Source organism: Ruegeria sp. YTSA108 (genome assembly GCF_059610185.1).
In genome coordinates, this window is the sequence record NZ_JBXWND010000001.1 from 121,965 (window position 1) to 141,965 (window position 20,001).

A 20,001-nucleotide genomic window follows, 5' to 3' on the forward strand; every position below is an offset into this window, starting at 1 on the left:
GCCGCGAAGCTGACAAAGCGGAGACGCACCATGAATGCCCCTGACACCAAGCCGACATTACGCGCCAAAGATGTGCCTGACATGGGCCAGTTCGCCTGGGATGATCCGTTCCGCCTGTCAGACCAGCTAGACGAAGACGAACGTATGATTGCGGCCAGTGCGCAAGCCTATGCGCAGGAAAAGCTTCAGCCGCGGGTGACAGAAGCATTTCAGAACGAAGAAACTGACCCCGAGATTTTTCGTGAAATGGGTGAAATGGGTCTGCTGGGCACTACGATCCCGGAAGAATACGGCGGGCTAGGGGGCGGATATGTCTCTTACGGCCTTGTCGCCCGAGAAGTGGAACGCGTGGATTCGGGCTATCGCTCGATGATGTCTGTACAAAGCTCGTTGGTGATGTATCCGATCTATGCCTATGGCAGCGAGGAGCAGCGCCGGAAATACCTTCCGAAACTGGCCAGCGGCGAATGGATCGGATGTTTTGGTCTGACCGAACCTGATGCGGGCTCTGATCCGGCAGGTATGAAAACGCGTGCGGAAAAGATCGACGGTGGATATCGTCTATCTGGCAGCAAGATGTGGATATCGAACGCCCCGATTGCGGATGTGTTTGTTGTTTGGGCCAAATCTGATGCACATGACGGAAAGATCCGTGGTTTTGTCCTTGAAAAAGGCCTCAAAGGTCTGAGCGCGCCGAAAATCCAGAACAAGCTGAGCCTACGCGCCTCGATCACCGGTGAAATTGTGCTGGAGGGTGTCGAAGTCACCGAGGATGCTTTGCTGCCTCATGTTCAGGGCCTGAAAGGCCCGTTTGGATGTCTTAACCGCGCACGCTACGGAATCAGCTGGGGTGTTATGGGCGCTGCCGAAAGCTGTTGGCATGCGGCGCGCCAATATGGGTTGGACCGGAAACAATTTGACAAGCCATTGGCGCAGACGCAGCTTTTCCAGCGCAAATTGGCGGATATGCAGACAGAAATTGCTCTGGGTCTTCAGGCAAGCCTGCGTGTCGGGCGACTGATGGACAAGGCCGAAGCCGCGCCCGAGATGATATCGATCATTAAGCGCAACAATTGCGGCAAAGCCCTGGATATTTCACGTCATGCGCGTGACATGCACGGCGGCAACGGCATTTCGCTAGAGTTTCAGGTCATCCGACATATGGTGAACCTAGAAACGGTCAACACCTACGAGGGGACGCATGATGTTCACGCGTTGATCCTCGGGCGTGCACAGACGGGATTGCAGGCGTTTTACTAAGTTTCCAGAATACGTGTAATTGGTATTATGGTAAATTAATGCCAATGCGCTTGGGAAACTTTTCAAATCCTCACAATACCTTACGATCTGTTCCTGACACCTACTGCATCATGAGGATCGAATGGAATTGAACGGAAAGATCGTTGTTGTGACCGGTGCCGCTGATGGCATCGGAAAAGGTTTGGCACAGCGATTTGCTCGTGAAGGTGCCACGGTTGTCTGCGCTGATATCAACAAAACCGGCGCAGACGCTGTCGCAAAAGAGATTGGCGGCCATTCATTCCATTGTGATGTTTCGCTTGAGGCTAATACAGCCGAGTTGATCGAAGCTGTAGAAAGCTCGGTTGGCCCTATCGATCTGTATTGTGCAAATGCCGGGATATTGACGATTGGTGGTTTGGAGGTTCCGGATGAAGACTGGGATCGCATCTGGAAAATCAACGTGATGTCACATGTTTGGACCGCGCGGCATCTGGTGCCCAGAATGCTCGAACGTGGCGGCGGCTATATCATGACAACGGCCTCAGCCGCTGGATTGCTGAACCAGCCAGGTGCAGCTCCATATGGTGTCACAAAGCACGCAGCCGTTGGGTTTGCTGAATGGTTGTCGCTTACATATGGGCACAAAGGTTTGCGGGTCTCGGTACTTTGCCCACAAGCCGTACGGTCCGATATGACGCGCGGGCACGAAACTTCCGTGGCTTCGATTGACGGAATGTTGGAACCTGAAGATGTTGCCGAGGCTTGCGTAAAGGCAATATCTTCTGAGCAATTTCTGGTACTGCCGCATCCACAGGTTCTGGACTACATTCGCCATAAATCCGGAGATTATGACAGGTGGATTTCAGGAATGCAGAAGTTAAATCAAATGTTTATTGAAGAGACTTAACTTTTGTTCTGAGGGCGCCTCATCAGGCCTTCCTGGGCAACTGATGCGACCAGAACGCCATCTTCGGAATAGATTGATCCACGGTTGAAGTTGCGCCCTCGTCCGCTCCATGGCGAATCCATGGAATACAGATGCCAATTCTCGAACTTGAGCGGCGCGTGAAACCAAATCGCATGGTCCAGGCTGGCGCCGTTCACCTCACCAGTAAACCAGCTTAGGCCGTGCGGGCGCATTCCCGAGCTCATGAGATACATATCTGAAGCATAGGCCAGCAACAGATGCTGCGTGACCGCATCGGCATTGGCCGCGGCCCCCATCCGGAACCAGATCTGGTTGCGGTCATCCGATTTCTCTGGGTTGAAAGGATCCAGATGGCCGACCTCGCGGACTTCGATCGGGCGCTCGCGTGTTAGTTCTCCGCGAAAGCTGGGCGATACTTTGTCCAGATATTTCTTCTTGAGCTCTGATCTCGATGGGTAGGATTCGGGCGTTTCCATCTCAGGCATGTCGTGCTGATGATCCCAACCTTCGTCCTGAATGTGGAATGAGGCGGACATGTTTAAAATCTGCTTACCATGCTGAATTGCAACCACACGGCGCGTCGTGAAGGAACCTCCGTCACGGGCCCTATCAACTTGATAAATTACGGGAATGCTTGGGTCGCCTGGGCGGATGAAATAGGCGTGCAGGGAATGACATAGGCGGTTGTCGACGGTGCGATATGCGGCGGCTAGTGCTTGTGCGATGACCTGACCGCCGAAAATCCGCATAGGTGTTTCGCCGCCCGACCCTGTTCCCCGAAACAGGTCCACTTCCAGTCTTTCAACGTCCAGAAGATCCAGAAGAACTCTCTCTGCTTCGGTCATATGCGGTACTCCGATTAATCTTGGCGAATGGGTATCAGCGCGCCGAATGTCATTCAATGATTGACCCGAGGGTGAGCGCCTTCAATTCTGCGCGGGAGGGATAAGAGCTGGATGGTGACAGTTGGGTGAAAAAAATCGCTGTAAAATCGTTCTGACGATCAACCCAAAAGAAGGTCGATGCCATACCACCCCAGCTGAAATCCCCCATGCTGCTCGGAACACAGGTTCTGCCGGGGTTAATGATGACAGCGCCACCAAGGCCAAAGCCCATGCCCTCCATGGGTTGTTCCGCAAAACTCTGCGGTCCCATCGAGGCAATATCGCCGGGTAAGTGGTTGTGAAGCATGAATTCTACAGTTTTTGGTGCAAGAATCTGTTGATCACCGAACCTTCCGCGATTTCGGAGCATCTCTGAAAATCTAGCAAAGTCATCAATGGTTGAAACCAACCCTCCGCCCCCAGAGTACATTGTTGCCGATTCAAAGGGCGATGCTTCGGCATTGTCGACCAGACGCAATGTCTGCTCACCCGTACGGGCTTCGTTTAGAGCCATCGCATTGCCCGCCAAAGGCGTATAGAGCGAGGCAAACCGATCCCCTGCTCCCGCCGGAACCCTGAACCCGGTCTGGGACATGCCAAGAGGTTTGAAAATCTCTTCCGCAAGGAAATGCTCCAGAGATTGGCTAGAAATAACTTCTATCACGCGACCAATAACGTCTATCCCCACCGAATATTCCCATTGCGTTCCCGGCTGAAAGGCGAAAGGCAAAGTGGACAGCAAAGATACTCTTTCGGCTAAAGACCCTTCTTTAGGGCCGAAAACAAGATCAAGTTCGTCCATTGCCGATGCCAGGATTCCGGGGTTGAAAGGATAGCTCAGGCCACTTGTATGGGTCAGCAGCTGATGAAGCGTTGGTGCAGGTGCAGGTTCGATCTGATCCAACCTTGTGGCGCCGGGTACCAGCGCCTGTGTTGCGGTGAAATCAGATATATATTCAGACACTTGAGCGCCGAGGTGAACCTCACCTCGTTCGACAAGGATCATCAGGGCCGCAGTGGTTATCGGCTTGGTCATCGAATAGATGCGAACGACGGTATCCCGCTCGAATGGCAGATTGTTCTCAACGCTTCTAAGCCCGCAGGAATGAAACAGAACCTCCCTGCCCTGATGCATCATCAAGAATGAGCTTCCGGCATATTTGCGATCATCCACATAGGATTGCATCCAATCGCAAATACGATCTAGCCGGGCTTGTTCGAACTTCATCTGTGTGTGCTCAACTTTGAGAAATTAACGTATCTTTCCCGGATATTGCGGGGTTAAGCGGAAAAAGGACAGCTAAATCACCTCAATCCAACGATGTCCCTGTACGCCAAAAGGGTTTTGCCTGCTAATGTGGTCGCAGATAGATTCGTGTCCGGTTCGACTCTCGCCTGATGGAGGAGAAATATGCCGCAACATATAGAATTTGTTTATGATTTTTGTAGTCCGAACGCCTTCCTCGCGCAGAAGATGATATCTGATATCGCTGCAAAGCACGAAGTCGGTGTTACATATGTTCCGGTTCTGCTGGCCACTGTTTTCAAAGCCACCAATAACCAAAGCCCGTTTAAGGCTTTTTCAGAGAACCGGCAGAAGACGGCCTATTTGACCCGCGATCTCCATCGCTTTGCGCGTCACCGTGGGTTGAGCTTTCATATGAGCCCACATTTCCCGATGAACACCAAATTCGCCATGCGCGGGGCTTTGTTAGCATCCGGTAAACCATGGGAAAACAGATATATAGCGTCCATATTTGATGCTATTTGGGTGCACGGCCAAAAAGTGGATGATCTGGGTGTCCTTTGCGACATTCTTCAGGATAACGGCTTGCCTATACGAAAACTGCGCGAGGCCATGACCAATCTGAACGTAAAGCAAAACCTGAAAAACCAAACCAAGGCTATGGTCAAGCGAGGTGTTTTCGGTGTCCCCAGCATGTTTGTTGATACTGAGATGTTCTTTGGCAAAAACAGCCTGGCCAACCTTGAGCTTGAATTGTCGAGATTTCATACGCCCTAGGTGGTTTCACCCTCGGCCCAATGCAGTCAGCCCTCGTTGTGCAAACTTAGGAACGTAACTACCAAAAATCTGAGCTCTTTTCGGATCAGAGGCGTTTCCGTCAAGCGCCCGCTTATAAACACCCTGCAAGATCGCGGCCATTCGGAAGAAATTGAACGCCAGATAGAAACCAAAGTTATCAATTCCAGGAAGGTCGCGGCGCTCGCAGTATTGATCAATGAAAGCCTGATCGGATGGCAGGCCGAGCGAGGACCGGTCTATGCCAGCCAGACCCCGCCCCTCTTTTCCAGGTGGCATCTGCCATTGCATGATAACGGCTGCGAGATCGGCAAAGGGATGCCCGATTGTCGACAATTCCCAATCCAGTACGCCCAGACAGCGTGTGCCCTGCTTTTCGAACATCAGATTGTCGATGCGGTAATCGCCGTGAACCAGCGTTCTCTGACCATCATCCTTGGGGGTTGCGTTGGTCAAAGCCTCGATCAAGGCATCCATATCCGGAATCTGAGTGGTTTCGGACGCCCGAAATTGTTTCGTCCACCGCCCGATCTGACGCTCAAAATAGCTTCCCGGCGGGCCATAGTCGGACAGACCAACAGAATCGATGTCGACCTTATGCAGCGCCGCCAGAACGCGGTTCATCTCGTCGATAATTGCCGTGCGGGTTTCGGTTCTTTCACCAAGCATTGTGGGTTCAAGAAAAGTCCTGCCATCGAGATGCTCCATCACATAAAACGCCGACCCGATGACGTCATCATCCTCGCAAAGCAGCAGCATTTTGGGTACAGGCACATCGCTGTCGGCCAGAGCACTTTGAACCCTGAACTCGCGGTCAACGGCATGGGCGGATTTCAGCAACACTCCCGGCGGCTTGCGGCGCAGGACATAGGAATTCTCAGGCGTTTTTAACTCAAAAGTTGGGTTTGATTGGCCAACCTCGAATTTTTTCGCCTCCAACGGACCCCGATACCTTTTGAGATGCGTGCCGAGATAGGCATCGACGCGTTTCAGATCCAGAATTGCGTTGTCCATTTCGTGGCTCCCCTTGGCCGATGCTTCAGAGTGCTTCAGCAAAGATGTTGCCGGCGGTGACAACATTGATCCCGCCCGAAACCGGGATCACCGCGCCTGTGACATAGCTGCCGCCCAGACCGCACAGGAACAGCATACAGCCTGCGATATCCTCGTCACGTCCAACGCGACCCAAGGGCACGGATTTGCCGACTTTCTTGCGCGTCCCTTCGTCAGATGTGGCAAATGCCGTCATCCGAGAGACAAAGGGTCCAGGTGCCAGCGCATTGACGGTGATGTGATGCGGAGCAAGTTCTTTGGCCATGATTTTGGTTAGATGCAGCACAGCCGCCTTTGAGGCAGAGTAGCTATACGCACCGTCGCCCATAGGAACTTCGCCCATAACCGATCCAACATTGACGATGCGGGATGGATCTTCGGCAGTCCCGGAAGACATCAGAATCGGCAACAGTTTTTGGGTCAGTTCGAATATTCCTGTCACATTGATCGACATGACTTTTTCCCAGGCTTCGTAGGGAAACTGACCCATCGGTGCGCCCCAGGAAACACCGGCATTGTTCATGAGGATATCCAGCCGGTCCGTGCGCTTGAGCACTTCGGCCACCAGATTGCCGACACCCTCTTTTGATCCGACATCACCGGCAAACCCTTCGGCGGTTCCTGTGGCGCCCAGTGCGTTCAATTCGGCCGCGACCGCCTCGCACGCGTCACCTTTACGAGATGCCAACAGTACACGTGCACCCGCCCGGACCAGCGCCTCGGCCGCCATTCGGCCAATTCCGGTGGCCCCACCCGTGACCAGAGCGGTTTTGCCCTGCAATGAGAAAAGAGTTTCGGGGGTCATGACCTGCTCCTCGGTTTTTGATTTTGGCAAACTGTCTCATTTGTCGGTCAAGAGTAACGCCTAACCCGGTTGTGCCGGGTGGTTTCTTGACAACTCAGAACAGTAGGCCAAAAGTTCCTCCTTACCGAATAACAGGGACATTAGCGTAAACATGCAAGCCTTACTCAGCGTCGCTCCGGGCGGGCCGGAGACATTGGAACTGACCACCCTGCCCGATCCGTCGCCGGGCAAGGGCGAATTGCTTGTTCGCGTGCGGGCCGCAGGCGTTAATTTCCCGGATACACTGATGATACGCGACCTGTATCAGATAAAGCCACCAAGACCGTTTGCCCCCGGAGGTGAGATCGCTGGCGAGGTTATCGGGTTGGGCGAAGGTGTTTCGGGCTTTAACGTTGGCGACCGTGTGCTGGCCCTGACCGGACACGGAGGTTTTGCCACACATCTGGCGGTCAAAGCGGCGACAGCTGTTAAATTCCCGAGCTCAATGCCATTTGAAGACGCGGCGAGCTTTATCTTCACCTATGGCACCTCATATCACGCACTGAAGGACCGCGCTGCGCTGCAACAAAGGGAAACGGTCCTGATTCTGGGTGCAGCAGGCGGAGTTGGTACGGCTGCGATTGAGCTAGCTAATGCCATGGGGGCTCGGGTTATTGCGGCAGTCTCATCGCAGGACAAAGCAGATTTCTGTCGTCAGATCGGGGCGGACGAAACGATCATTTACGCGCGCGACATGGACAAACCGGCGCAGAAGGCCTTTGGATCGGACATCAAGGCCTTAGCCGGTAGTCAGGGCGTTGATGTCGTCTACGATGCCGTTGGCGGTGCCTATTCAGAGCCAGCGCTGCGCAGCTTGGGGTGGAAGGGGCGATTCCTGGTCATCGGTTTCCCAGCCGGAATCCCTCAGATACCATTGAACCTCCCTCTGCTTAAGGGTTGTCAAATTGTCGGTGTTTTCTGGGGCGCCTCGGTGTTTCGCGACCCGAAGGGACATGGCAAAAACATGAAAGATTTGTTCGGGTTATATGCCAAAGGTCAGATCAAACCACAGATCAGCGCGCAGTTCCCTCTGGACCAAGCGCAAGAAGCGCTAGAGCTTTTGGCCAGCCGAAAGGCCCTTGGGAAGATTGTCGTGACCATGGCATAGCCTCGTGTCCTAATGGCCGCGGTTCTGACGCATGATCCAGGTTCGGTGGACATCTCTACCTGTTCACGTTTAAGAACCTTGTTATGGGGACAGTATAACAATGCATAAAGCTCTTATTCTGAATGGTCCGAACCTCAATCTGCTGGGCACGCGACAGCCCGAGGTTTACGGAAGCACAACGCTGCAAATGGTCGAGGATATGTGCCTCGAACACGGTAAGTCTATCGGGATGGAAGTGATTCATTTCCAATCCAACCACGAAGGCGCGTTGATTGATGCCATTCATGCCGCCAAAGGTGTGCAGGACGGCATTGTTTTGAACGCAGGTGCCTATACGCACAGCTCGATTGCCCTGATGGACGCAATCGCCTCGGTTGAGCTGCCGGTCATCGAGGTTCATTTGTCTAATATCCACGCGCGTGAGGAGTTTCGACACCGATCCTATATCTCACGTGTGGCTGTAGGCATGATTTGCGGATTGGGCCCGCAGGGATATGTGCTGGCGCTGGATGCGTTGCGGTCCCATTTACAGGGTGAATGATCGCTATGAAGCTTTCTGAGTATCTGAATTTCCTCAGCTATACCAAAACCCTGGAAGAGCTCTGGGATGCCCATTGCCGGCAAATGGCAGAATATGGGTTCGATCGTTTGCTGTACGGATATACGCGATATCGCACCGAAACGTCGCTGGGGGATCCCGAGGATTTTGTAATCCTGACCAATCACAGCAAAGATTACCTGGATGGGTTTCTGGGAGGCGGGTTGTATTTCCATGCTCCAATGCTGAAATGGGCTTTGCATAATGAAGGGGCCGCAAGCTGGAGGATCGCCCAGGATCTGATGACTGATGGCACCCTGACCGCAAAAGAGCGAGACGTCATCGAGTTCAACAAAACCAAAGGTGTCGTCGCCGGCTATACGGTCAGTTTCGACTCGGTTTCGGTTCGGTCGAAAGGGGCAATTTCGCTTTCAGCGCATGGATCGCGTACACAAGACGATGTGGACGCTGTCTGGGAGGAATTTGGCCAGGATATTCTTCTGATGAACAACGTTGCTCATCTGAAAATCCTCACCCTGCCCTATAACGCACCAAATCGCGCCCTGACAAAACGTCAGCGTGAGGCGCTTGAGTGGGTCGGCGACGGCAAAACAACTCAGGACATTGCGATTCTGATGGGGCTGACTTCGGCCACTGTCGAAAAGCATCTGCGTCTGGCGCGCGAGGCCCTCGTAGTCGAGACAACGGCGCAGGCAGTTTTGAAAGCATCTCTTCAAAATCAGATGTTCATCGTTGGGGTTTGACTCAGGGAGTGACGCGAATATGCGTCAATTTACCTAGGGTAAGGAAAACATGACTTTCCGAATCTAACGCTAAAGTTGCAAAGTGGTATTGTTCCGTGAGTGGTGGCTTTAGCCTGGGAACATTTGGTCGGATCTTTGCAATAACAAAGCTCTCCGATCGCTCTGACAATAGGGCGCCTATTTGTCCGCGTCTCTTTGTCGGAATTTTGGGGGGCCTCGTCCATCCCCATCTTTGCGGGGCCCCTCATTCAAACTAGGTTTAACTTGTGGACGCTTTCGGCGTCCTTTTTCGTTTCTTGGCATCATTTCTACACTAAGGGCAAAGAAAAACCGGATACGCATGGCGTACCCGGTTTCTCTGATCGATACAGGCCCTGTTCAGGGCCTGTGATGCTTAGCCCTGAACTGCTTTTGCAACTTCAGCAGCAAAGTCTTCTTTTTCGACAACGATGCCTTCGCCAACTTCCAGACGCACGAATCCGGTGACAGTCGCGCCTGCTTCTTTGGCAGCGGCCTCAACGGTCAGGTCAGGGTTTACAACGAACTGCTGGTTCAACAGGGTCGATTCAGCGACGAACTTCTTCATGCGACCAACGATCATCTTTTCGATGACCTGCTCCGGCTTGCCGGATTCGCGCGCGATGTCCATCTGGACCTGCTTTTCTTTTTCGACGATCGCCGGGTCCATGTCTGCCTCGGACAGAGCTGCCGGGTTCACAGCCGCGATATGCATCGCAATCTGCTTGCCGATGGCTTCGTCACCGCCGGTCAGAGCGACCAGAACGCCGATCTTGCCCATGCCGTTGGTGGCTGCGTTATGGACGTAAGATACAACAGTGTCGCCCGACAGTTTTGACATACGGCGCACCGACATGTTCTCACCGATGGTGGCGATCTTGTCGGTCAGCGTTTCCGCAACGGTTTTGCCACCCAGATCAGCTGCCAGCAGAGCTTCGACATTGTCGACGCCTTCTGCGGCATATGCGATCTTACCAACCATTTCCTGGAATTCGGCGTTTTTCCCGACGAAGTCGGTTTCCGAGTTCACTTCAACTGCAACACCATTGTTGCCGTTTACGTGAACGGCAACCAGACCTTCCGCCGCGGTACGACCCGATTTCTTGGCCGCTTTGGCCAAGCCTTTGGTGCGCAGCCAATCAACGGCTTCGTCCATGTTGCCGCCGGTTTCGGTCAGCGCTTTTTTCGCGTCCATCATGCCTGCGCCAGTGGTGTCGCGCAGTTCTTTTACCATTGCTGCTGTGATTGCCATCTTTTGGCTCTCCTCAATTCAAACGGAATTGGGGCAGGTCATACCCTGCCCCAGATGTCATTTACGTGACGGGCAGCTTACGCTTCGGCAGGTGTTTCTGCTGCTGCGGGTGCTTCTTCCGCAACGACTTCTTCAACCGGTGCTTCTTCGAATGCGCCAAGATCAACGCCTGCTGCACCCATCTGAGCGGTCATGCCGTCCAGAGCGGCACGTGCTGCCAGATCGCAGTACAGCGAGATCGCGCGGGCTGCGTCATCGTTGCCAGGGATGATGTAATCGACACCATCGGGCGAGCAGTTGGTGTCGACAACTGCCACGACCGGGATACCCAGCTTGTTGGCTTCGGCGATGGCCAGTGCTTCTTTTTTGACGTCGATGACGAACAGCAGGTCCGGGACGCCGCCCATTTCGCGGATACCGCCCAACGAAGCCTGCAGTTTGCCCTGGTCACGTTCCATGCCCAGACGCTCTTTCTTGGTCAGGCCTTCGGCGCCCGATTCCATGGCTTCGTCAATCTGGTTCAGACGGTTGATCGACTGGGAAACGGTTTTCCAGTTGGTCAGGGTGCCGCCCAGCCAGCGGTGGTTCATGTAGTACTGGGCTGACTTTTCAGCTGCTTCGGCGATTGGGCCTGCGGCCTGACGCTTGGTGCCTACGAACAGAATGCGGCCGCCCTTGGCAACAGTGTCACGAACAGCCTGCAGAGCCTGGTCCAGCATCGGAACGGTCTGGGTCAGGTCCATGATGTGGATGCCATTGCGCGAGCCGTAGATGAACGGGCCCATGCGGGGATTCCAACGCTGTGTCTGGTGACCAAAGTGAACGCCAGCTTCCAACAGCTGACGCATGGAGAACTCGGGAAGAGCCATGCTTTATTTCCTTTTTCCGGTTTACGCCTCGGCGGGGGTGAAAGAAGCGGATGCTCCAACCGGCGGGCCAGATAAGGATGTCTCCCTTATAAAGCCCAAACCCCGCCTGCGGGTTTGAATGGCGCGCGTATACGGCAGGTTTTCAGGCAGTGCAAGGGCCAATCGCCCTATTTTTCAAGCCGCGCAAGGCTGTGCGCCTGACGCACGGTATCTTCGCAATAGGCGGCCAGGGCCTTTCGGTTCTCAAAGTCGCTGACCTTGGCTGGCGAATGATAAATTAGCTCTACGCCACCTTGGCGACGTGCTCCCAAAGTTTTTAACAGATGCGGTGCAAAATCCATGTCACCCCACCAGCCATAAAACCGGTCAGGCTCACCCTTAGGTGCATGGTAAACGACCGACACCGGTTGAACATACATGAAATCGCGTAGATCTTCGGTGAAGAATGCTGCAAAAAGTGTTGTTTTAAATGGTAAAATTCGTAGACCGTCGGTCGACGTACCCTCTGGAAAAAACAGAAGCTTGTGACCGGTTGTCAGGCGCTCCTGAAACAGAAGTGTCTGTTCGCGTGCCTTCTTGCGGTCGCGCTCGATGAAAACAGTACCTGTCGCTCGCGCCAGCCAGCCTATACCGGGCCATTTGGCTACCTCGGCCTTCGAGACAAAATAGATTCTTTTACGGGCATTCAGCGCAAAAATATCAAGCCACGAGGAATGGTTCGCAACAACCGCACCACGCTGGGTCATAAGCTCGCCGGTTGTACGGTAGCTAATCCCGAGAATCCGGAACGCATTACGGCATACGAACTGCGTGATGAAGGGCGTGACCGGACGGTGAACCCCATAGAGCGGGCGCTCGATCATGCGAAGGATCAGCAGGACAATCAGCCCGCTGAATACAAATACAGCAAGTGGTAAACCCCGAAGGAAGACCAATAGCCATCCGCAGACCCCCAGATTGATTGGGTCAGGTGCGTCTTCACTGTGCCAAGAGGCGTCACTCATCACGTTACGCTCCGCCATAGATGCGCCGTTGTCGCTCATTCATCCGCGCCGTGTCGAGGATAAGGCAAACATCGGTGGTATTGAACATATGGTCGATAAAGGCACCCTCGCCCACAAACCCGCCGAGACGCAGGTATGCTTTTATCAGTGCTGGAACCTGCACCATCGCTGCGCGCCGATCCAGTTTATCGCTATCCAGCATATCCATGGGCTGGAACACTTCGGGCTGAGCCCGAACCCGAAGGTCCGGAGGCGCAAGGTGATTGTGATGTAACATGGACAAAGGCTGAGCCAGAGCTTGAGGATCGGTGCCGTGGAAACTGGCGACGCCGAACAAGACCTCAATCTCGCGCTCGGCGACATAGGCGGCCAAGCCATTCCACAGGTGATACATTGCTGTGCCGCCGCGATAATCGGGATGTAGACATGAACGTCCCAACTCCAACAGCTTGCGTCCGCCTTGTTTCAAGATGGAAAGATCGTATTCATCTTCGGAATAGAACTGTCCGATTTCAGAAGCACGATCACCTGGTAACAGCCTGTAAACGCCAACAACTTTTCCAGATTGATCGTCAATCGCCAACATATGATCGAAATAGGGATCGAACCTGTCGCGCTCCAGCCCGGCATCGTGGTCGACCATTTCTCCACCGCCGCCCAGTTCACGTATGAACACGTCATAGCGTAACCGCTGTGCAGCCTGCAATTCGGTGTCATTTTCGGCGAGTTTGACGGTGAAAGAAGGGCCTGCGTCCGGCATCAGAGGTTCCGTGTTGTTTCCGCGCTGATACCGCAGGTTTCAGGGGAATGGCAACATAGAGCGCTTCGATCAAACGTTAACCTTTCTTAAACCAGTTTCACGGATCAAAGACCGGCATCAGGGCGATGCGTGTCCCGTCGATTACCACTTTTCCCTGCTCGCGGAAGTTTACGGTGATCTTACCTGCGATGTTGGATTGTACCTGTCCAACGCCCCAATCGGGGAAATCGGGGTGGCGGACATACATGCCCGGTGCAAGAATGGCATTCAGATCTGTCATCAAGGGGCTCCGGTCCGGTGGCAGATACAGCAGGAGGTACGCATGAGCGACTTGGACGTCAACCTGGCCGAACTGATCGGCTCGCGGATCTGCCACGATCTGATCAGCCCGATCGGGGCGATCACCAACGGCTTGGAGCTGCTTGAAATGGTTGGCGCGGTGCAAGGCCCCGAGATGGAACTGATCGCGGGAAGTGTCGGCAGCGCCGGCGCACGTATCCGCTTTTTCAGGGTCGCTTTTGGGTCGGCCAGCGATCATCCCCTTGGGCGGGCCGAGGTTTTAGAGCTGTTGAATGATGTCGAACGCGCAGGTCGTGTTCGCGTCAACTGGAACCTGACCGAAGCGGTACCGCGTAATCAGGTGAAACTGGCCTTTCTGGCGTTGATGTGCTGCGAAAGCGCGATGCCATTTGGCGGGGATGTAACGATCGTAAACGACGGGAAGAACTGGTCTGTGACAGGGACCGCGGACAAATTGAAGCTGGAAGCCGAGCTATGGAAGAACCTGCCCAGCGGACGGTTTACCAACAAGGTCACCCCTGCGCAGGTTCAATTTGCGCTGCTGCCTGAATCCGCATCGTCGATTGGACGGCGGGTCGCGACCGATACGGCCTCAACCCGCGTCGAAATCCGGTTTTAAGACCGAACAGTCCCTGAACCGCGCACCAGATACTGAAAACTGGTCAGTTGAGCCGCACCTACGGGGCCGCGCGCGTGCATCTTTCCGGTGGCGATGCCGATCTCGGCCCCCATGCCAAACTCACCGCCATCGGCGAATTGGGTTGAGGCGTTATGCATCAGGATCGCGCTATCAAGCCGTTCAAAGAAACGGGCAGCTGCAGCGGGATCCTCGGTCATGATGCAATCCGTATGGTTCGACCCAAACCTGCGGATATGCGCAATGGCGGAGTCGATATCAGCCACCGGCTTGGCCGCGATGATACTATCCAGAAACTCTTTGCCCCAGTCATCAGAAGTGGCCGCGATAGTGCCATCAACGGCCAAAGTACCTTCGGCGTGTACTTCGACACCTGCGGCCAACAGCGCCGATATGACATCCCGTCCGAGCGTTTCAGCGATATCCCGATGGATCAGCAGACATTCGGCAGCACCGCAGATTCCGGTACGACGGGTTTTGGCGTTTAAAACCACATCGAGCGTCTTTTGCGGATCAGCGGCCTTGTCGATATAGATATGCACAATGCCTTCCAGATGGGCAAATACCGGGACCCGGGCCTCGCGCTGGACTAGCCCGACCAGCCCTTTGCCCCCACGGGGAACGATTACGTCGACATAATCGGTCATGGTCAGCAGTTCCTGAACCGCCGCCCGGTCGCGGGTTGGGATAAGCTGAACGGCATCCTCGGGCAGGTTCGCCGATTTCAGACCCTGAACCAAACAGGCATGGATGGCTGACGAGGAATGAAAGCCTTCTGATCCACCGCGCAGGATGACCGCGTTCCCGGATTTCAGGCACAACGCCCCCGCATCCGCCGTGACATTCGGGCGGCTCTCATAGATCACGCCGATCACGCCCAGAGGCGTGCGCACGCGCTGAATGTTCAGGCCCGAGGGCATGTCCCATTCGGTCAGAACCTCACCAACAGGATCGGCCTGCTCTGCAACGGCGCGCAGCCCGTCGACCATGCCCTGAATGCGGGCCTCATCCAGCATCAGGCGATCCATCATCGCCGGGCTCAACCCTTTGTCGCGCCCGAATTCCATATCTTTCTTATTGGCCGCAATGATCTTTTCACGATTGGCCCAAACAGCCTCGGCGGCCCCAATCAGGGCTGCGTGTTTACGCTCGGCGCTTGCAAATGCCAGCTCGGCAGCGGCGGCCTTGGCGCGTTTCCCAAGATCGGTCATCAGGTCGGGGATGCTGTCGAAATCCTTCATCTCAGGTGCCTTTCAGTCAGTGTTGTCAAACAGCCAGATCATCGCGGTGGATCAACACCGCGCGGCCAGGATAGCCTAGAGTGGCTTCGATCTCGGTCGATTTGCGCCCCTTGATAGCGTCTGCTTCTTGCGCGGTATAGCGGCTGAGCCCCTGCGCAAGCCGTCGCGCCTGTGGGTCCATGATCGAAACAGGATCACCGCGCCCGAAATCTCCGGACACTTCGACTATTCCTGCTGGCAACAGGCTTTTGCCATTGCTCAGCGCCCGCGCGGCCCCCGCGTCTACAACTATCTCACCCCGGGGTTTCATCGCTGAAATCCAGCGTTTGCGTGCGGCATGCGGGTCAACTGTCGCGATGAACCATGTACAGTTCGCGCCGTTTTCAAGCGTTTTCAACGGGTTCAGAGGGGAGCCTTCGGTGATCGCCATGTCGCAACCAGCAGCCGTGGCCATTTTTCCCGCCAACAGTTTGGTCTTCATCCCGCCCTTTGATAGGCCGGAACCGGCATCACCCGCCATCGCCTCAATCTCGGGCGTGATGTCTTCGATGACGTCATACCGCCTGGCCGAGGCATCCTCATTTGGATTGGCCGAATAGAACCCATCAACATCTGACAGCAGGATCAGCTGATCCGCACCAACTGTGACGGCGATCTGAGCGGCCAGACGATCATTGTCTCCATACCGGATCTCATCCGTGGCCACTGTATCGTTTTCGTTGACAATCGGAACGACTCCAAGCCCCAGCAGCGTTTCCAAGGTGGCGCGTGAATTCAGATAGCGGCGACGATCCGCGCTATCCTCCAGCGTAACGAGCACTTGTGCAGTGGTAATCTTGTGAGGCGTCAGCGCTTCTTCATAGGCGCGGGCCAGCCGGATTTGCCCGACAGCGGCGGCGGCTTGAGACTGTTCCAACGGAAGCGTGGCCATGGGCAGACCCAAAACGCCACGCCCCAACGCGATTGACCCCGATGAGACCAGAATGACGTCGGTCCCCTGCCCCTTCAGCCATGCGACGTCCTGAGCAAGCGAATGTAACCAGTCCGAGCGCAACAACCCTGTGTTCCGATCCACCAGCAAGGCGGATCCGATCTTGACCACTAGGCGTTTGGCTGCGGTCAGGGTTGCCAAGGCAGTTCCTCCTCGGCGGGTTTCTGGCGCACGCGGTCATCGTCGATCTGACTTCGCAAGGCCCGCAGGACGTCGGTTACGCCAAGATGCGCGACACCTGACATGGCCATCACAGAGCCACCAACGGCCCCTTCTAGCTCGGATTTTGCCGACTCTCGTTCCTCGTCATCCAAGGCGTCGACCTTGTTCAGCACAGTGATGCGAGGCTTATCGGCCAATTCTCCACCATAGGCTTCGAGCTCGTGAATGATCGTACGGTAGTCTTCGGCCACTGTCTCGGAAGTGCCATCGACCAGATGCAGCAATACCGCGCAGCGTTCGACGTGGCCCAGAAAGCGGTCTCCGATCCCGCGTCCTTCATGTGCGCCCTCGATCAGACCGGGGATGTCGGCCACCACGAATTCCACATTGTCGACACCCACCACGCCCAAATTGGGGTGCAAGGTGGTAAAGGGGTAATCGGCAATTTTGGGGCGTGCGTTCGATGTCGCAGCAAGAAAGGTCGATTTGCCAGCATTAGGCATCCCCAACAGGCCGACATCGGCAATCAGTTTCAGGCGCAGCCAGATCGTGCGGTCGATACCTGCCTGACCCGGATTAGCCCGACGAGGGGCCTGGTTGGTGGCCGATTTGAAGTGCAGGTTGCCAAAACCGCCATTGCCGCCCTTGGCCAGAAGGACCCTTTGGCCCACCTCTGTCAGATCGCAGATGACGGTTTCTTCGTCTTCGTCCAGGATCTCAGTGCCGACCGGGACGCGCAGAATGATGTCATCACCATCTTTTCCGGTGCGCTGCTGCCCTCGGCCAGGCTGACCGTTCTTGGCAAAGAAATGCTGCTGGTAGCGAAAGTCGATCAGGGTATTCAACCCATCCACAACTTCGACCCAGACAGAGCCACCTTTACCGCCGTCGCCGCCATCGGGACCGCCGTATTCAATGTACTTTTCGCGCCGAAAACTGACGCAGCCGCCACCGCCGGCCCCGGACCGGATGTAGACCTTTGCAAGATCGAGAAATTTCATGACTGTCCCCTACTGCAAAGGCCCCACCGGCCACAAGTCAGAGTTTTTTACTGTATGTCCAAGTGGGCACGTTCGCATCACGCGCCACTGAATAGATTTCGGCATCACCCAGGTATTCGAAACCACAATGCGTCAGCACCCTGGCTGAGGCTGGATTGTCCTGAAATACGCTTGCGAACATCGACGTGTTTTCAAGCGGATTGGCGACAACCAGTGCTTCGACCGCCAGAGATGCGATCCCGGTGTTCCAATAGACAGGAGCCACCCAATAGCCGACCTCGGATTGGTTGCGATCCAGGCGTTCCAGAGAGATTAGGCCTATCAGCTCCGGACCGCCATCCTTGGTCGCGTCCATCGCCCAGACATCCTCGCTGCGGTCTTCGGCCATGGACCGGGTCACAAAGGCCTCAACCGCGCCGGGCGGCAAAGGATGCGCAATCCTTGTCGTCATACGCGCAACCCGCTCATCTCCGGCATAATGTTCGATGAGACCCAGATCCGACCGGCGCAGAGGGCGCAGATCGAACCGCTCGGTTTCTATGACCGGCTGGTTTATGATCGTCTCAAGTTTCATAGGTGCGTTCCTCCTCCGAACAACACAAAAAGTACAGACGCAACAGTGAGACCTGCTAACGTCCACATCAGATATTTTTCCATCGGCCGACCTTCAACCGCGTGGGCAATTCTATCCCCGGCAAATGTCCAGATTGGGTGAAGAATCACCTGACAAATCAACAAACAAGCCGCGATTGCGAGCGTTGCCTCAAAAGTTGGTGTTCCGATGGCGACAAACCCCGTGAACCCCGCAACGATCATGGCCCAGGCCTTGGGATTGAGCGGATGAACAATCAATCCAGCCAGAAACCCTGGCGCTGCGCCATCAGCCTCTTGCCGGGACAGCCGCGTGTTGGCGATCTTCCAGGCCAGCCACATGATATAGGCCGCCGAGGCGTATTTCAGAACAGCAAACACCGCCGGCGCCTGATCCGCCAATTGCAGCAATCCAAAGCCCACCGGCCAGATGATTAGCTGCTTGCCCAGAATGACGCCGCCCACAAAAGGCAGCGCTGCCCGAAACCCGTAACGCGCACCGGTTCCCAGCAGGACCATATTGGCCGGTCCCGGCGTGCCGACCTGACTGGCGGCAAAGATCAGGAAACTGGTGGTTGCGACTGTCATCGGACTGTTTGATCGAACCTGCGTTAAAACGAGAAAAGGGACCGGCATTTTCTGCCGGTCCCCCAAGAATTTTCAAACCTTATGGGTTTCGGCTTACTCTGCGGCCTCCGCCACTGGCAGGACCGAAATAAAGGTGCGGTTTTTGAGGCCTTTGTGGAACTTCACAGCGCCATCAACAGTTGCAAAGATGGTGTGATCTTTGCCAATGCCTACGCCTTCGCCCGGCCAGAACTTGGTGCCGCGCTGACGCACGATGATGTTGCCTGAAATGGCGGCCTGGCCACCATACAGTTTCACGCCAAGGCGGCGACCAGCTGAGTCGCGACCGTTACGGGAGGAACCGCCAGCTTTTTTATGTGCCATTCTCTCTCTCCTTAGCCTTTAGCAAGCTCTTTGGCCTGCTCAACCCATTCGGGCTTCACTTTGACCGTTTCGATAGCAGCAATCTGCTCGTCCGACAAGGCGGCCAGAGCGGCAAAGCTCTCGATACCGGCCTCGTTCAGCTTTTTGGCAGCGGCTGGGCCGACACCGTTCAGCGCGGTCAGATCGTCTGCAGCAGCAACAGCGGCGGGTGCCTCTGCTTTGGCTTCTGCTTTCTTGGCGGGCTTTTTTGCTGCGGGTGCAGCTTCGCCTGCCGGTGCAGAACCGGTTGCAGCTTTGATGCCCGACTTGTCAGCGCCCGACGACAGGATGTCGGTGATCTTGACCAGAGTCAGCTTCTGACGGTGGCCAACGGTACGCTTCGAGCTGTGCTTACGACGGCGCTTGACGAAGTTGATGACCTTGTCACCCTTGATCTGTTCGATCACGTCGGCCTGAACGGCTGCACCATCTACAAACGGTGCACCAACAACCGGAGCGTCACCGCCCAGCATCAGAACATCGTTGAATTGAACTTTTTCACCTGCGTCGGCAGCCAATTTTTCAACACGGAGGATATCACCCGCCTGAACCTTGTACTGCTTGCCGCCAGTCTTGAGGACCGCAAACATGCGTCTTTCCTTTGTCTAACCCGCGTTCTGTGGTCCCCTTGCGGGTGTTTTCGGCCTCAGCCACCTCGAACAGCGCGCCCTTTTCGGGCTGTGTGAATGACCCATGGATCAGCCCCTTGGGTCAACAATAACGATACCCGGCGCGGAGATTCCGGCCGGGATGGGCGCTTATCCAAAGATTGCAGGGGAAAGT

General features: G+C 55.2%; 23 protein-coding genes. 7 read left to right on the forward strand and 16 right to left on the reverse strand.

Annotated elements, in window-relative coordinates; translation table 11 throughout:
* The first annotated feature begins 30 nt into the window (after positions 1–30).
* Both AC2FHW_RS00615 and AC2FHW_RS00620 read left to right on the forward strand, forming a co-directional pair.
* Complete coding sequence (locus tag AC2FHW_RS00615) at positions 31–1,260, forward strand: acyl-CoA dehydrogenase (RefSeq protein ID WP_271947124.1); 1,230 nt, start codon at positions 31–33, stop codon at positions 1,258–1,260.
* A gap of 121 nt (positions 1,261–1,381) precedes the next feature.
* Positions 1,382–2,149 carry an SDR family oxidoreductase gene (locus tag AC2FHW_RS00620; protein WP_271947122.1) on the forward strand — a complete coding sequence of 256 codons (768 nt, stop codon included), beginning with the start codon at positions 1,382–1,384 and terminating at the stop codon, positions 2,147–2,149.
* On the opposite strand, the gene AC2FHW_RS00625 is transcribed toward AC2FHW_RS00620, so the two are convergent.
* The gene (locus AC2FHW_RS00625) at positions 2,146–3,015 is read right to left on the reverse strand and encodes an acyl-CoA thioesterase (RefSeq protein WP_271947120.1); all 870 of its coding nucleotides are present in this window, start codon (positions 3,013–3,015) and stop codon (positions 2,146–2,148) included. The two genes, AC2FHW_RS00620 and AC2FHW_RS00625, sit on opposite strands and share 4 nt — an antisense overlap.
* A 49-nt stretch (positions 3,016–3,064) precedes the next feature.
* On the reverse strand, positions 3,065–4,282 hold the full coding sequence (locus AC2FHW_RS00630; RefSeq protein WP_271947118.1) for a serine hydrolase domain-containing protein: 1,218 nt from the start codon (positions 4,280–4,282) through the stop codon (positions 3,065–3,067).
* 183 nt (positions 4,283–4,465) lie between these two features.
* Between AC2FHW_RS00630 and AC2FHW_RS00635 the strand changes: the two genes are divergently transcribed.
* Positions 4,466–5,077, forward strand: a complete 612-nt coding sequence (locus AC2FHW_RS00635) for a 2-hydroxychromene-2-carboxylate isomerase (protein WP_496675600.1) — start codon at positions 4,466–4,468, stop codon at positions 5,075–5,077.
* 6 nt (positions 5,078–5,083) lie between these two features.
* Here the strand turns inward: AC2FHW_RS00635 and AC2FHW_RS00640 are convergent, their stop codons facing one another.
* Together AC2FHW_RS00640 and AC2FHW_RS00645 are read right to left on the reverse strand one after the other, a co-directional pair.
* Entirely contained in the window at positions 5,084–6,109 is a 1,026-nt protein-coding gene (locus AC2FHW_RS00640) for a phosphotransferase family protein (protein ID WP_271947114.1), read from the reverse strand.
* A gap of 25 nt (positions 6,110–6,134) precedes the next feature.
* Positions 6,135–6,953, reverse strand: a complete 819-nt coding sequence (locus AC2FHW_RS00645; RefSeq protein ID WP_271947112.1) for an SDR family NAD(P)-dependent oxidoreductase — start codon at positions 6,951–6,953, stop codon at positions 6,135–6,137.
* A 151-nt stretch (positions 6,954–7,104) separates the two neighbouring features.
* On the opposite strand from AC2FHW_RS00645, the gene AC2FHW_RS00650 reads away from it, so the two are divergent.
* The 3 genes from AC2FHW_RS00650 (at position 7,105) to AC2FHW_RS00660 (ending at position 9,402) form a co-directional block, all read left to right on the forward strand.
* The gene (locus AC2FHW_RS00650) at positions 7,105–8,100 is read left to right on the forward strand and encodes an NADPH:quinone oxidoreductase family protein (protein WP_496821306.1); all 996 of its coding nucleotides are present in this window, start codon (positions 7,105–7,107) and stop codon (positions 8,098–8,100) included.
* 100 nt (positions 8,101–8,200) lie between these two features.
* A complete protein-coding gene (gene aroQ / locus AC2FHW_RS00655; protein WP_271947108.1) occupies positions 8,201–8,641 on the forward strand; it encodes a type II 3-dehydroquinate dehydratase in 441 nt (146 codons plus the stop codon).
* Positions 8,642–8,646: 5 nt separating this feature from the next.
* Positions 8,647–9,402 carry a LuxR family transcriptional regulator gene (locus AC2FHW_RS00660; protein WP_142633818.1) on the forward strand — a complete coding sequence of 252 codons (756 nt, stop codon included), beginning with the start codon at positions 8,647–8,649 and terminating at the stop codon, positions 9,400–9,402.
* Between the two features lie 394 nt (positions 9,403–9,796).
* Here the strand turns inward: AC2FHW_RS00660 and tsf are convergent, their stop codons facing one another.
* The 5 genes from tsf to AC2FHW_RS00685 form a co-directional block, all read right to left on the reverse strand.
* The gene (gene tsf, locus AC2FHW_RS00665) at positions 9,797–10,672 is read right to left on the reverse strand and encodes a translation elongation factor Ts (RefSeq protein ID WP_142633819.1); all 876 of its coding nucleotides are present in this window, start codon (positions 10,670–10,672) and stop codon (positions 9,797–9,799) included.
* Between the two features lie 77 nt (positions 10,673–10,749).
* Positions 10,750–11,541 (reverse strand): 30S ribosomal protein S2, encoded by a 792-nt coding sequence (gene rpsB, locus AC2FHW_RS00670; RefSeq protein WP_142633821.1) that lies wholly within the window; start codon positions 11,539–11,541, stop codon positions 10,750–10,752.
* 167 nt (positions 11,542–11,708) lie between these two features.
* Positions 11,709–12,545: a lyso-ornithine lipid O-acyltransferase gene (olsA, locus tag AC2FHW_RS00675; protein WP_496821388.1), complete on the reverse strand. Its 837-nt coding sequence runs from the start codon at positions 12,543–12,545 to the stop codon at positions 11,709–11,711.
* A 4-nt stretch (positions 12,546–12,549) separates the two neighbouring features.
* Positions 12,550–13,305: an L-ornithine N(alpha)-acyltransferase gene (gene olsB / locus AC2FHW_RS00680; protein ID WP_496675580.1), complete on the reverse strand. Its 756-nt coding sequence runs from the start codon at positions 13,303–13,305 to the stop codon at positions 12,550–12,552.
* Between the two features lie 97 nt (positions 13,306–13,402).
* Entirely contained in the window at positions 13,403–13,585 is a 183-nt protein-coding gene (locus tag AC2FHW_RS00685) for a DUF3553 domain-containing protein (RefSeq protein WP_008756567.1), read from the reverse strand.
* Between the two features lie 42 nt (positions 13,586–13,627).
* On the opposite strand from AC2FHW_RS00685, the gene AC2FHW_RS00690 reads away from it, so the two are divergent.
* Positions 13,628–14,224, forward strand: coding sequence for a histidine phosphotransferase family protein (locus AC2FHW_RS00690; protein WP_271947100.1), 597 nt, complete (start codon positions 13,628–13,630; stop codon positions 14,222–14,224).
* Here AC2FHW_RS00690 and AC2FHW_RS00695 read toward each other — a convergent pair.
* The 7 genes from AC2FHW_RS00695 to AC2FHW_RS00725 form a co-directional block, all read right to left on the reverse strand.
* The gene (locus AC2FHW_RS00695; protein ID WP_271947099.1) at positions 14,221–15,483 is read right to left on the reverse strand and encodes a glutamate-5-semialdehyde dehydrogenase; all 1,263 of its coding nucleotides are present in this window, start codon (positions 15,481–15,483) and stop codon (positions 14,221–14,223) included. The genes AC2FHW_RS00690 and AC2FHW_RS00695 overlap by 4 nt on opposite strands.
* Positions 15,484–15,508: 25 nt before the next feature.
* Complete coding sequence (gene proB / locus AC2FHW_RS00700) at positions 15,509–16,615, reverse strand: glutamate 5-kinase (RefSeq protein ID WP_496821307.1); 1,107 nt, start codon at positions 16,613–16,615, stop codon at positions 15,509–15,511.
* Positions 16,603–17,637, reverse strand: a complete 1,035-nt coding sequence (gene obgE, locus AC2FHW_RS00705) for a GTPase ObgE (protein WP_496821308.1) — start codon at positions 17,635–17,637, stop codon at positions 16,603–16,605. The genes proB and obgE overlap by 13 nt, the downstream gene beginning before the upstream one ends.
* A 37-nt stretch (positions 17,638–17,674) precedes the next feature.
* Positions 17,675–18,211: a GNAT family N-acetyltransferase gene (locus tag AC2FHW_RS00710; RefSeq protein ID WP_142633834.1), complete on the reverse strand. Its 537-nt coding sequence runs from the start codon at positions 18,209–18,211 to the stop codon at positions 17,675–17,677.
* Positions 18,208–18,816, reverse strand: a complete 609-nt coding sequence (locus tag AC2FHW_RS00715; protein ID WP_271947094.1) for a LysE family translocator — start codon at positions 18,814–18,816, stop codon at positions 18,208–18,210. Before AC2FHW_RS00715 ends, AC2FHW_RS00710 begins: the two co-directional genes overlap by 4 nt.
* A gap of 93 nt (positions 18,817–18,909) precedes the next feature.
* Positions 18,910–19,179 (reverse strand): 50S ribosomal protein L27, encoded by a 270-nt coding sequence (gene rpmA, locus AC2FHW_RS00720; RefSeq protein ID WP_120635433.1) that lies wholly within the window; start codon positions 19,177–19,179, stop codon positions 18,910–18,912.
* Between the two features lie 11 nt (positions 19,180–19,190).
* The gene (locus AC2FHW_RS00725; RefSeq protein ID WP_271947092.1) at positions 19,191–19,808 is read right to left on the reverse strand and encodes a 50S ribosomal protein L21; all 618 of its coding nucleotides are present in this window, start codon (positions 19,806–19,808) and stop codon (positions 19,191–19,193) included.
* Positions 19,809–20,001 lie beyond the last annotated feature (193 nt).

Excerpts from the sequence above, each read along its gene's own strand:
- AC2FHW_RS00615 (WP_271947124.1), top strand. The coding sequence starts at position 31 with ATGAATGCCCCTGACACCAAGCCGACATTACGCGCCAAAGATGTGCCT.
- AC2FHW_RS00620 (WP_271947122.1), top strand. The coding sequence starts at position 1,382 with ATGGAATTGAACGGAAAGATCGTTGTTGTGACCGGTGCCGCTGATGGC.
- AC2FHW_RS00625 (WP_271947120.1), bottom strand. The coding sequence starts at position 3,015 with ATGACCGAAGCAGAGAGAGTTCTTCTGGATCTTCTGGACGTTGAAAGA.
- AC2FHW_RS00630 (WP_271947118.1), bottom strand. The coding sequence starts at position 4,282 with ATGAAGTTCGAACAAGCCCGGCTAGATCGTATTTGCGATTGGATGCAA.
- AC2FHW_RS00635 (WP_496675600.1), top strand. The coding sequence starts at position 4,466 with ATGCCGCAACATATAGAATTTGTTTATGATTTTTGTAGTCCGAACGCC.
- AC2FHW_RS00640 (WP_271947114.1), bottom strand. The coding sequence starts at position 6,109 with ATGGACAACGCAATTCTGGATCTGAAACGCGTCGATGCCTATCTCGGC.
- AC2FHW_RS00645 (WP_271947112.1), bottom strand. The coding sequence starts at position 6,953 with ATGACCCCCGAAACTCTTTTCTCATTGCAGGGCAAAACCGCTCTGGTC.
- AC2FHW_RS00650 (WP_496821306.1), top strand. The coding sequence starts at position 7,105 with ATGCAAGCCTTACTCAGCGTCGCTCCGGGCGGGCCGGAGACATTGGAA.
- aroQ (WP_271947108.1), top strand. The coding sequence starts at position 8,201 with ATGCATAAAGCTCTTATTCTGAATGGTCCGAACCTCAATCTGCTGGGC.
- AC2FHW_RS00660 (WP_142633818.1), top strand. The coding sequence starts at position 8,647 with ATGAAGCTTTCTGAGTATCTGAATTTCCTCAGCTATACCAAAACCCTG.
- tsf (WP_142633819.1), bottom strand. The coding sequence starts at position 10,672 with ATGGCAATCACAGCAGCAATGGTAAAAGAACTGCGCGACACCACTGGC.
- rpsB (WP_142633821.1), bottom strand. The coding sequence starts at position 11,541 with ATGGCTCTTCCCGAGTTCTCCATGCGTCAGCTGTTGGAAGCTGGCGTT.
- olsA (WP_496821388.1), bottom strand. The coding sequence starts at position 12,545 with ATGAGTGACGCCTCTTGGCACAGTGAAGACGCACCTGACCCAATCAAT.
- olsB (WP_496675580.1), bottom strand. The coding sequence starts at position 13,305 with ATGCCGGACGCAGGCCCTTCTTTCACCGTCAAACTCGCCGAAAATGAC.
- AC2FHW_RS00685 (WP_008756567.1), bottom strand. The coding sequence starts at position 13,585 with ATGACAGATCTGAATGCCATTCTTGCACCGGGCATGTATGTCCGCCAC.
- AC2FHW_RS00690 (WP_271947100.1), top strand. The coding sequence starts at position 13,628 with ATGAGCGACTTGGACGTCAACCTGGCCGAACTGATCGGCTCGCGGATC.
- AC2FHW_RS00695 (WP_271947099.1), bottom strand. The coding sequence starts at position 15,483 with ATGAAGGATTTCGACAGCATCCCCGACCTGATGACCGATCTTGGGAAA.
- obgE (WP_496821308.1), bottom strand. The coding sequence starts at position 17,637 with ATGAAATTTCTCGATCTTGCAAAGGTCTACATCCGGTCCGGGGCCGGC.
- AC2FHW_RS00710 (WP_142633834.1), bottom strand. The coding sequence starts at position 18,211 with ATGAAACTTGAGACGATCATAAACCAGCCGGTCATAGAAACCGAGCGG.
- AC2FHW_RS00715 (WP_271947094.1), bottom strand. The coding sequence starts at position 18,816 with ATGACAGTCGCAACCACCAGTTTCCTGATCTTTGCCGCCAGTCAGGTC.
- rpmA (WP_120635433.1), bottom strand. The coding sequence starts at position 19,179 with ATGGCACATAAAAAAGCTGGCGGTTCCTCCCGTAACGGTCGCGACTCA.
- AC2FHW_RS00725 (WP_271947092.1), bottom strand. The coding sequence starts at position 19,808 with ATGTTTGCGGTCCTCAAGACTGGCGGCAAGCAGTACAAGGTTCAGGCG.